Below are 8,387 nucleotides of genomic sequence, written 5' to 3' on the forward strand. Positions count from 1 at the left end.
GCCGTCAGCCGGTCGCCTCGATCTCGCTCAGGATCAGCTCGTAGAGTTGGCGTGGGCCGAAGGAGAGCAGCGGCTTGCCGTTGACGAAGAAAGTCGGCGTCTGGCGCACCTGCAGCGCCTGCAGGTCCTCGCCGTCGATGGCCAGCACCCGGCCGATCTCCGGGCGGCGGGCGTCGCGCCGGGCCCGCGGCAGGTCCAGACCGGCGATGCCGGCGATGCGCCAAGCTGCCTCCAGATCCGGCGCGCCATGCATCGCCCAGTCCGGCTGCCGGGCGAAAAGCGCGTCCAGCACCGGCTCGAAGCGGTCCTGCAGCCGCGCCGCCTCGAGGATGCGCACCGCCTCGTCCGAGCCTTCGTGGAACGGCGCGTAGCGCAGCACCATCCGCAGGTGTCCGGCATGCTGCGCCAGCATGCGGTTCAGCAGCGGGTGGAAGGCGCGGCAGGCTTCGCAGGAGGGGTCGAAGAACTCGACCAGGGTGACCGCGGCGTCGCGCTTGCCGATCACCGGCGAATGCGGCCGGACGAAGCGGTCGTCCTGCCCCGCGGGCACCGGCCCGGCCAGGTCTGTGCCCGGCCAGAGCAGCGCGCCGGCGCCGAAGCCTGCCAGCGCCAGGGCGCCGGTGCCGAGGGTGAGGAAGCGGCGGTTCATGGCTGGCGCTCTCCCCGGGCGGCGAGGCTCAGCAGGAGCAGCAGCAGGCTGAAGGCGGCGAGCGAGAGCAGCGGCAGCGGCACCAGCCCGGCCAGCAACATGCCCGCGCCGTCGCAGGCGGGACCGGCGGCGCTGCAGGGCTGCACGGCCTCGGCCACCAGCCCGTGGAAGAGCAGCGCGTGCCAGACCGCCAGCAGCCAGCCGATGGCGGCCAGCGGCAGGGCGTAGCGGCCGATGCCGGTGTCGCCGCGATAGCAGGCGATGCCGAGCAGCACCGCCAGCGGGAACATGAAGATGCGCTGATACCAGCAGAGGCTGCAGGGCGCCTGGCCCATGACCTCGCCGATGAACAGGGCGCCGAGGCTGGCGGCCAGCGCCACCAGCCAGGCCAGGAACAGCGCCGTCCAGCGCCGCCGCTCGCCCGGCGCGGGCGCGGGGTTCAGGGTCGCGTCAGGCATCGGGGGCGCTGGCCAGGGCGAGCCGGATCTTGCCGATGGCGGTCGCCGGCGGCTCGTGGGTGTCGAGGAAGCCCTGCAGCCGGCCATCGGCGCCGATCAGGTAGATCGAGGCGGAATGGTCCATCACGTAGGAATCGCCGCCGGTCGGGACCTTCGCGTAGAGGGTGCCGAAGGCGCGCGCCGCCTGCGCCACCTCGGGCTCGGTGCCGCTCAGCCCGACCAGCCGCGGGTGGAAGGCCGCGACATAGCCCGCCAGCAGCTCCGGCGTGTCGCGCCCGGCATCGACGCTGATGAACAGCGGCTGCACCCGTGCGGCCTCGGCAGGCGTCAGCCCGTCCATGGCGTCGGCCATGTAGCCGAGGCCGGTGGGGCAGATATCCGGGCAGTGGGTGAAGCCGAAGAAGACCAGCCGGACCTTGCCCGCATAGGTCGCGTCGGTCACCTGCCGCCCGGTATGCTCGGTCAGCGCGAAGGGGCTGCCCATCGGCGCGCCCAGCCCGCTGCCGCGGCTGCCAGGGGCCGGTCGCGGCGTCGGCAGCATCCATTCGGAGGCGAGCCAGCCGAGGCCGCCGCTGATCGGCATGCCGACCGCCAGGGTGATCAGGACGGCTCTGCGGCTCATGCGGGGCTCCTCGGATCAGGGAAGGGCAGGGGGGTCGCCAGGGTGGGCGACAGGGTGGACGGCAGGCCGCGGTGGCGCAGCAGCCGCAGCGCGTTCAGCGTCACCAGCACGGTCGCGCCGGTATCGGCCAGCACGGCGGGCCAGAGGCCGGTGACGCCGGCGACGGTGGTCACCAGGAAGACCGCCTTCAGCCCGAGCGCCAGGGCGACGTTCTGGTGGATATTGGCCAGCGTCGCCCGCGACAGCCCGACCAGCGCCGCGACGTCGAGCATCCGGCCGTTCAGCAACGCGGCATCCGCGGTCTCCAGCGCGACGTCGGTGCCGCCGCCCATGGCGTTGCCGACCGAGGCGGCGGCCAGGGCCGGCGCGTCGTTGATGCCGTCGCCGACCATGGCGACCGGGCCCTTGGCCTTCAGCGCGCCGATCTCGCGCAGCTTGTCCTCCGGCAGCAGCCCGGCCTTCACCTCGAGGCCGAGCGCGGCGCCGATCGCCTGGCCGGTGCGCGGGTTGTCGCCGGTCAGCATCACCGGCTGCACGCCCATCCGGCGCAGCGCGGCGAGACCCGCCGCGGCATCGGCGCGCGGCTCGTCGCGCAGCGCGATCAGCCCGGCATGGATGCCGCCGCTGGTGACCACCACCACCGTCTTGCCCTCGGCCTCCCAGGCGCCGGCGCGGGCGGTGGCCTCCGGCGGCAGCGCCGCGAGCGTCGCCGCGAAGCCGGGCGAGCCCACCGAGACGCGCTTGCCGGTGACCGTCGCCTCGGCGGCGCGGCCGGGGATGGCGCGGCCGTCGCGGGCCGGGCGCAGCGGGATCTTCTCCGCCTCGGCGCGCTGCAGGATGGCCTGGGCCAGGGGATGGCTCGACCCGTTCTCGACCGCGGCGGCCAGCCCGAGCAGCGCGCGCTCGTTGCCCGCCAGCGGCAGCAGGTCGGTCACCTGCGGCCGCCCCTCGGTCAGGGTGCCGGTCTTGTCGAAGGCGATGCTGCGGACGCGGCCGATCGCCTCCAGCGCGGCGCCGCCCTTGACCAGCAGGCCGCGCCGGGTGCCCGCCGCCAGGCCCGAGGCGATGGCCGCCGGGGTCGAGAGCACCAGGGCGCAGGGGCAGGCGACCAGCAGCAGCGCCAGGCCGCGATAGATCCAGTCGACCCAGGCGCCGCCCAGGAACAGCGGCGGCACCACGACCACCAGGGCGGCGGCGGCGACCGCGGCCGGGGTGTAGAGGGCGGAGAAGCGCTCGATGAAGCGGGCGGTCGGCGCCTTGGCCTCCTGCGCCTCCTCCACCAGGCGGATGATGCGGGCGATGGTGTTGTCGGTCGCCGGATGGCTGACGCGGATCTGCAGGCTGCCCGAGCCGTTGATGCTGCCGGCGAAGACCGGCTGGCCTTCGGCCTTGGCGACGGGGATCGACTCGCCGGTGATCGGGCTTTCGTCGATCTCCGAGCGGCCCTCGACGATGGCGCCGTCGGCCGAGACGCGGTCGCCCGGGCGGACCAGCACCAGGTCGCCGACCGCGAGGCTGAGCGCCGGCACCGAGCGGGCGACGCCGCCCTCGATGCGCAGCGCGGTCCGCGGGACGAGCGCGGTCAGCGCGGTGATCCCTGCCCGGGCGCGGCCGGCGGCGACACCCTCCAGCACCTCGCCCAGGGTGAAGAGCAGCACCACCGTCGCCGCCTCCGAGGTGGCGCCGATCAGGATGGCGCCGACGGTCGCGATCGACATCAGCATCTCGATGCTGAAAGGCGAGCCGGTGCGGGCGCCGGCGATCGCCTTGCGACCGAAGAACCACAGGCCGAGCAGGGCGGGCGGCAGATAGGGCCAGGCGCCCGCCTGCGGCCAAGCCCCGGCGACGAGGCCGCCGGCGCCGAGCAGCGCGCCGATCAGCAGCGCCAGCTTCAGCTTCTTCTCGGCCAGCAGGCTGCGCCAGAGCGAGGGCGGCGGCGCCGCCTCGGGCTCGGCCAGGGTCGCCAGGATGCGCGGCCCCTCGACCGCGGCGACGCCGAAGCCGAGCTGGCGGATGCGCGCCTCGACCTCGGCGCGCGGGGTGCGGCTTTCGTCCAGCCGCAGCGCCAGCACCTCGGTCTGGAAGTTCAGCCGGATGGCGGCGGCGCCCTCCAGCCGGCCGACCGCCGTTTCCACCTTGCTGGCGCAGGAGGGGCAATCCATCCCCTGGATGTGGTAGCGGAGGCTGACCTCCGCCGGATCCAGCGCCGCCGCAGCCTGCACCATGCCTCGGACCTTTCGTGTCGCGGGCGGCCGCGCTCTTGCGGAGGGCCCTTCGGGCTCCCTAGATGCACCCTGTAGCCGCTACAGGGTCAATGCCATGTCGACGGACAGCACGATGGCGATCGGGGCCCTGGCACGGGCCACCGGGGCGAAGGTCGAGACCATCCGCTGGTACGAGAAGGTCGGGCTGCTGCCGCCGCCCGCCCGCAGCACCGGAAACTACCGCAGCTATGGCGCACCGCATCTCGCCCGGCTGAGCTTCATCCGCCGGGCGCGGGAGCTGGGCTTCTCGCTCGACCAGGTGCGCGCGCTGCTGGGGCTGGCCGGGCAGCCGGACCTGCCCTGCGGCGCCGTAGACGCCATCGCCCGCGAGCATCTGGCAGAGATCGACCGCAAGATCGCCGACCTGCAGGCGCTGCGGGGCGAGCTGGGATCGCTGATCGACCAGTGCGGCTGCGGCACGGTGTCGGACTGCCGGATCGTCGAGGCGCTGGCACCGCGGGAGCGGAGCCCGGCGATCGCCAGCAGGGAGTGACGCACTGCGCCGCTCAGCAGGTCTCCTGCAGCGGCAGCTCGGTCGTCTGCTTGATCCGCTGCATCGGGATGTCGGACTTGATGCTCTGGACGGCCTCGATCCGCCCGAGATGCTCGATCTGGAACCGCCGATAGCCTTCGAGGTCCGGGGCCACCACCTTCAGCAGGAAGTCGCAATCGCCCGCCATGAGGTAGCATTCGACCATCTGCGGCAGCTTGAGGATGGCGGCGGTGAAACGGCCGACGGTTTCCTCGTCCTGCCCCTTCAGCCAGATCCTGGCGAAGACCGTGAAGCCCAGGCCCACCTTGGGCGGGTTCAGCAACCCGACATAGCGCTCGATGACGCCCGCCTCCTCCAGCAGCCTGACGCGACGCAGGCAGGGGGAGGGCGACAGCCCCACCGCGTCCGCGAGCTCCACGTTGGTCAGGCGTCCGTCGCGCTGCAGGGCGGTCAGGATGCGACGGTCGATGTCATCCAGCGGCATTGGCACGATCAGCCAGCATTTGAGTATTTCCCGAACTTCTATGCCAGCTATACCCGATCTTTGGGGGACCTTCGCAAGGTAATTGCTCCAGCAGAAGCATAGCATGCGGGACGCCAGAACCAGGCCCCACCGCATCAGGAGCAACCTATGGACGCGTCCGTCCCGGTCTGCGCCACGCCGCCGCATCCCGGCTGTCAGCCAGAGGCCATTCGCCAGGCCGCCCTGGGCGATCCCGGCTTCGGCCGCCACTTCACCGACCACGTGGCCCTGCTGCGCTACACGCCGGACCGGGGCTGGCACGGCGGCGAGATCGCGCCCTTCGCCGAGCTCGGCCTGCATCCGGCCGCCATCGTGCTGCACTACGCTCAGGTCGTGTACGAGGGGATGGAGGCCTACGCGCTGCCCGATGGCGGGGCGGCGCTGTTCCGACCGCAGGAGAACGCCCGGCGGCTGCAGCGCTCGGCCGCGCGGCTGGCCATGCAGCCGGTGCCGGAGCCGCTGTTCATCGAGGCGCTGCAGGCCCTGGTCCGGGCCGACCGCTGCTGGATCCCGACCGGGCCGGGCGCGGCGCTCTACCTGCGGCCCTTCCTGATGGGCACCGAGGCGACGCTGGGGTTGAAGGCCTCCTCGGACTATCTGTTCTGCGTCATCGCGTCGCCAGTCGGCAATTTCTTCGGGCCCGGCGCCGCGCCCCTGCGCCTGTGGGTCTCGGAGAGCATCAACCGTGCCGGGCCCGGCGGCACCGGCTTCGCCAAATGCGGCGGCAACTACGGCGCCAGCCTGCCCGCCGTGGCCGAGGCCCGCCGCGAGGGCTGCGACCAGCCCGTCTTCCTCGACGCCGTCGAGCGCCGCTGGGTCGAGGAGCTGGGCGGCATGAACCTGTTCTTCGTCTTCGCCGACGGCAGGCTGTGGACGCCGCCGCTGTCCGGCAGCATCCTGCCAGGCGTGACGCGCGATTCCCTGCTGACCCTGGCCCGCGGTGCCGGGCTGAAGGTCGAGGAAGCGCCGTATTCCATCGACGAATGGGAAGGCGATGCGCGGTCCGGCCAGCTGGCCGAGGCCTTCGCCTGCGGGACGGCGGCGGTGGTCGCGCCCGTCGGCCACCTGCGCCATCGCGGCCGCGACCTCGCCATCGGCGGCGGGCGCGAAGGGCCGGTCACGACGCGGCTGCGCGCCATGCTGGAAGGCATCCAGCGCGGCACGGCGCCGGACCCGCATGGCTGGCTGTCCCGTGTCCTCTGACTTGGGCGCCGCGACCTCAGCCGACCCAGGGCGTGATCGGATCGGCTTCATCGGCCTGGGCATCATGGGCCAGCCCATGGCCCGGAACCTGATGGCCGCCGGGACCGCCCTGGTGGTCTGGAACCGATCGGCAGCGGCCTATGGGCCTTTCCGCGCCGCGGGGGCCAGGGTCGCGACCAGCCCGGCCGAGGTCTTCGCCCAGGCACGGACGGTGATCGTCATGCTGGTCGACGCGGCGGCGACCGACGCGGTGCTCGGCCGCGGCCAACCGGGCTTTGCCGCGATGGTCGCGGGCCGCACGGTCATCTGCATGGGCTCCAATCCGCCGGACTATTCCCGGGCCCTGGGCGCCGAGATCGAAGCGGCGGGCGGCTGCTATGTCGAGGCGCCGGTCTCCGGCTCGCGCAAGCCTGCCGAAGCGGGCCAGCTCGTCGGCATGCTGGGTGGCGACCCGGCGGCGGTCGAGCGCGTGCGGCCGCTGCTGCGCCCCGTCTGCCGCGAGACGATCGTCTGCGGCGGGCTCGGCCAGGCGCTGCTGATGAAGCTGTCGGTCAATCTCTACCTCAACCAGATGCTCGCGGGCCTGGCGGAGGCCGTCCATTTTGCCGATCGGCATGGCCTGGACCTGGCCAGCTTCCAGGCGACGATCGATGCCGGGCCGATGGCCTGCGACGTCACCCGGGTGAAGCTGCCCAAGCTGGTGTCCGGCGACTATTTCCCGCAGGCGGTGATGAACGACGCCTTGAACAGCCAGGGGATGATCACGGCGGCGGCGCGGGCCGCCGGGATCGCGACGCCGCTGCTGGATTGCGGGCGCGCGCTCTACGCGGAAGCCGTCGCGCAAGGGCATGGCGCGCTCGACATGGTGGCCGTCCGGAAGGCAATCGAGGCGCGCACCGCAGCTGGCCCGTGCCGCGCCGGCGAGGCTGCCGGGTGCTGACAGCCTCGGCCGCGGTCCTGCCCGTCGTCCTGGTCACCGCCGTCGGCTATGTGGCCGGGCGGCTCGGCTGGCTGGGGCAGGCGGCCAGCAAGGAGCTCATTCGCTTCGTCGCCTGGCTCGGGCTGCCTGCGATCCTGTTCGGGGCGATGGCCAGGGCGAACTGGGCCGTGCTGTGGCAGCCCGGCTTCATCGCGGCCTTCTCCCTTGGCGGCCTGGCCATCCTGTTCGGCACCGTGCTGTGGCGCCGGCGACGCGGCGACGGGCTGGGCCAGGCAGCCCTGAACGGGCTCAACGCCAGCTCGGCGAATATCGGCTATGTCGGCTTTCCGATCGCCGAGGCCGTCTTCGGGCGGGAGAGCTTCGGGATGGTGTCGATCGCCGCGGTGCTGACGGACACCCTGATCTTCCCTGCGGCGCTCATCCTCCTGGAGGCGGCGCGGCAGCCCGGGGTCTGCGCCCGGCTCTGCGGCGGAAGATCGGCTTCTCCCTGCTGCGGAACCCCATGGTCACCGCGCCCCTCCTCGGCGCCGGGGGGCGGCGCTCGGGATCCCCCTGTCTGCATCGGTTGCGACAGCCGTCGACATAGATTGGCCTGGCGGCAAGCCCGTGCGCGCTGGTGGCGCTCGGCCTTTTCTTCGCAGCCCCTGCCGCGACGGCACCGGCAGCCGATCGTCTCCGGCCTGATCACCATCGCGCTGTGCGATCTGCCGTCCCAGGCCATGGGCGTCCTCCTGCTGATGGCCGCCGTACCCACCGCCAGGGCGTTTTTCACGGCGGCCGACGGATACCGCATCGGCCTGGTGACAACGTCGCGCACCATCCCGATTTCCACGCCGCTTCCGGGACAACACGAACTGGCCTTTGATGCCGCCAAGGCTCTCGGCCAGGCGCTCAAGATCCGCGTGATTGAAGTCACCCAACTAATAGTCGCGCGCAAAACTCTTATATGGCGGGTCGAGACAGTACAGAGCAATGAGTCGATCACACCATGTCGACCTGCGCCGCAACGTCGCCTACTGAGAGTATGGCGGCGCTCCTAAGATGCCAGCATTTCGTGGCCACTTCGGTCGCAGTGGATTAGCCAGCGCTGCTTTGCCAGCCTATACGCCGAAGAACAGCCGGAGCTAGAGCATGATCCGACCTGTTTGACTCGGACGGGGATTCCCGGGCGGCTGGAAATCTGATTCACCCTGTTGGCCGGGAGGAGGCCGGTGGTGATGAGCAGAGCGCTGTCG

General features: G+C 72.2%; 9 protein-coding genes. 4 read left to right on the forward strand and 5 right to left on the reverse strand.

The genetic code is table 11. From position 1 onward, the window contains the following. Window positions 1-4 precede the first annotated feature (4 nt). From WFI16_RS21975 to WFI16_RS21990, 4 genes are read right to left on the reverse strand one after another with little or no spacing between them, the layout of a single operon-like run. The gene (locus WFI16_RS21975) at window positions 5-649 is read right to left on the reverse strand and encodes a DsbA family protein (RefSeq protein ID WP_419899989.1); all 645 of its coding nucleotides are present in this window, start codon (window positions 647-649) and stop codon (window positions 5-7) included. Then, window positions 646-1,107: a disulfide bond formation protein B gene (locus tag WFI16_RS21980; protein ID WP_419899990.1), complete on the reverse strand. Its 462-nt coding sequence runs from the start codon at window positions 1,105-1,107 to the stop codon at window positions 646-648. The genes WFI16_RS21975 and WFI16_RS21980 overlap by 4 nt, the downstream gene beginning before the upstream one ends. Further along, window positions 1,100-1,729, reverse strand: coding sequence for an SCO family protein (locus WFI16_RS21985; protein WP_419899991.1), 630 nt, complete (start codon window positions 1,727-1,729; stop codon window positions 1,100-1,102). The genes WFI16_RS21980 and WFI16_RS21985 overlap by 8 nt, the downstream gene beginning before the upstream one ends. Beyond that, window positions 1,726-3,954, reverse strand: a complete 2,229-nt coding sequence (locus WFI16_RS21990; protein WP_419899992.1) for a heavy metal translocating P-type ATPase — start codon at window positions 3,952-3,954, stop codon at window positions 1,726-1,728. The genes WFI16_RS21985 and WFI16_RS21990 overlap by 4 nt, the downstream gene beginning before the upstream one ends. 94 nt (window positions 3,955-4,048) lie before the next feature. On the opposite strand from WFI16_RS21990, the gene WFI16_RS21995 reads away from it, so the two are divergent. Further along, window positions 4,049-4,486 carry a MerR family transcriptional regulator gene (locus WFI16_RS21995; protein ID WP_419899993.1) on the forward strand — a complete coding sequence of 146 codons (438 nt, stop codon included), beginning with the start codon at window positions 4,049-4,051 and terminating at the stop codon, window positions 4,484-4,486. Window positions 4,487-4,499: 13 nt separating this feature from the next. Here WFI16_RS21995 and WFI16_RS22000 read toward each other — a convergent pair whose 3' ends face one another. Continuing rightward, window positions 4,500-4,970: an Lrp/AsnC family transcriptional regulator gene (locus WFI16_RS22000; RefSeq protein ID WP_419899994.1), complete on the reverse strand. Its 471-nt coding sequence runs from the start codon at window positions 4,968-4,970 to the stop codon at window positions 4,500-4,502. Between the two features lie 147 nt (window positions 4,971-5,117). Here WFI16_RS22000 and WFI16_RS22005 point away from each other — a divergent pair, with 147 nt between their 5' ends. From WFI16_RS22005 to WFI16_RS22015, 3 genes are read left to right on the forward strand one after another with little or no spacing between them, the layout of a single operon-like run. After that, a complete protein-coding gene (locus WFI16_RS22005) occupies window positions 5,118-6,212 on the forward strand; it encodes a branched-chain amino acid aminotransferase (protein ID WP_419899995.1) in 1,095 nt (364 codons plus the stop codon). 1 nt (window position 6,213) lies between these two features. Next, entirely contained in the window at window positions 6,214-7,152 is a 939-nt protein-coding gene (locus tag WFI16_RS22010) for an NAD(P)-dependent oxidoreductase (protein WP_419899996.1), read from the forward strand. Continuing rightward, window positions 7,146-8,192, forward strand: coding sequence for an AEC family transporter (locus WFI16_RS22015; RefSeq protein WP_419899997.1), 1,047 nt, complete (start codon window positions 7,146-7,148; stop codon window positions 8,190-8,192). Before WFI16_RS22010 ends, WFI16_RS22015 begins: the two co-directional genes overlap by 7 nt. Window positions 8,193-8,387 lie beyond the last annotated feature (195 nt).

Origin of the sequence: Roseomonas sp. USHLN139 (genome assembly GCF_037145735.1) — a bacterium.
GTDB lineage: Bacteria > Pseudomonadota > Alphaproteobacteria > Acetobacterales > Acetobacteraceae > Pseudoroseomonas.